2 protein-coding genes are annotated in these 1,725 nt (G+C 73.2%); one reads left to right on the forward strand and one right to left on the reverse strand.

The genetic code is table 11. From position 1 onward, the window contains the following. The coding region (locus ABT014_RS34435; protein ID WP_350643793.1) for a TetR/AcrR family transcriptional regulator at window positions 1-498 on the reverse strand (498 nt) is incomplete at its 3' end. Window positions 499-628: 130 nt separating this feature from the next. On the opposite strand from ABT014_RS34435, the gene ABT014_RS34440 reads away from it, so the two are divergent. Then, window positions 629-1,396, forward strand: a complete 768-nt coding sequence (locus ABT014_RS34440; protein WP_350643795.1) for a hypothetical protein — start codon at window positions 629-631, stop codon at window positions 1,394-1,396. Window positions 1,397-1,725 lie beyond the last annotated feature (329 nt).

A 1,725-nucleotide genomic window follows, 5' to 3' on the forward strand; every position in this document is an offset into this window, starting at 1 on the left:
CTCGGGGCCGACCGGTGCGGCGGGTGGTTCGCTCTGTTCCTGGAGCACGTAGCCGGTGACGTGGCTCAGCACCGTGTCGGCGGCGGTGCCGCACTGCTGCGGCGGCAGGCCGGCCTCGGCGAGGGTCGCGAGCAGCCGCTCCATGACCGACAGCGCTCCGGTACTCAGCGTCTTCGGGCTGCCGGCGAACATGATCGCCCCGCCGGGGTGGCGGCTGATGCTCCGCCGCAGGGCTGCGGCCTGGGCCACCACCCGGGCCGACCAGCCGGCGGCCGGGTCGAGCGCGGACAGCGCCGCGGTGCCGGCGTCGTACGCCTCCCGGGCCACCCGGTCGGCCAGCAGCTGGAGCAGCGCGGCCTTGTTGGGCACGTGGTAGTAGAGGCTGCCGGCGTGCACGTCGAGCCGGTCGGCGACCTGGCGCATGGTCAGGCCGTGGTAGCCGCTCTCGGCGAACGCGGCCATTCCGGCGTCGACGATCCGGTCGGTGGTCAGCTTCACCCGGCCCAGCCTAACCGTCATTTTCAAACATCGTTTGAAAATGGCCCGCCGCGCGCTATCGTCATGATCGAAAAGCCGGGTCCGGCGCGAGGCCGGCCCCGGGAACGGGGACGAAGAGGGGGCGGTGACGATGGGCGGCCTGCTGTTCAGCGTGACCACGGCGGCACTGATGGTGCTGATGTTCAACGGCGGGCTGACCTTGGTCGGCCGGGAGACGGTACGGCTGCGCCGGATCCCCTGGGCCGCGGTCGGGCTGACCCTGGTCGCGCTCGGCGGCGTGGCACTGCAGCTGTGCTGGTCGGGGGCGATGGGGGCGCTGGACGCCGACCCGGCGAAGCACGGCTGGTGGCGGGTGGTCACCTCGGTGTTCCTGCAGAACGGCGGCATCGGCGGCGCCACCTGGAACATCGCGACCCTGGCCGCCGTCGCGGCGCTCGCCGAGTGGTTCTGGGGCGGGGCGCTGACGCTCGGCCTGTTCACCGCGGGCATCCTGCTGCCGGAGCGGATCGACGCCCTGTTCGGCGAGGTCTCGCGCAGCACCGACCCCCGCAACTTCGCGGGCAGCTCGGGTGCGACGTACTTCCTCGGCGCCACGCTCGCCGCCGCGCTGCTGCTGCACGGCGGCGCCGCCGCGGACGGCAACCGGGCCACCGACCCCGCCACCGTCCGCAAGCACCGGCTGCTGGCCCTCGCCGTACCGGCACTCGGCCTGGCGATGTGGTTCGCGCAGGACAACGGGCACGGGCTGGTCGCCGACTATGGGTTCGCACTCGGCGCCCTGTGCTGGTCGGCCTTGCGCTCCCTCCTGCACCCCGAGCGCGACCTGCGGCAGCCTCCACGACTGACCATGGCGGCGCTCCCCGCACTCCCCCGGCGCCGGGCCCGCAGCACGAGCTGACCACCGCAACTCGGCTCCGGCCGCCCTCGGTGTGACGGCCGCCCCGAACGGCAGCCGGACCCGGAGCCGGCCGGACCGCGCCCACACCGTGCGTCGCACCGGTGCCCTCAACCGTCACCGCAGGACCTTGGGAGGGATGCACGCCGTTCGTGCCGGTGCTCGAGAGGCTCCGTTTCCCTCCTTAGGGCGGGAGGTCAGTCGAGGACGCCCACGGCGTGGGCGATGACGAGCAGTGAGGTGATGAGCGCGGCGATACTCTCCACCGCCATCAGCGCCTTCGCGCGGGTGGAGAGCGGCATGGTGTCGGTCGGGCTGAACGCCGTGGAGTT

It is taken from the genome of Kitasatospora sp. NPDC094015, from assembly GCF_040304075.1.
Taxonomy (GTDB): domain Bacteria; phylum Actinomycetota; class Actinomycetes; order Streptomycetales; family Streptomycetaceae; genus Kitasatospora.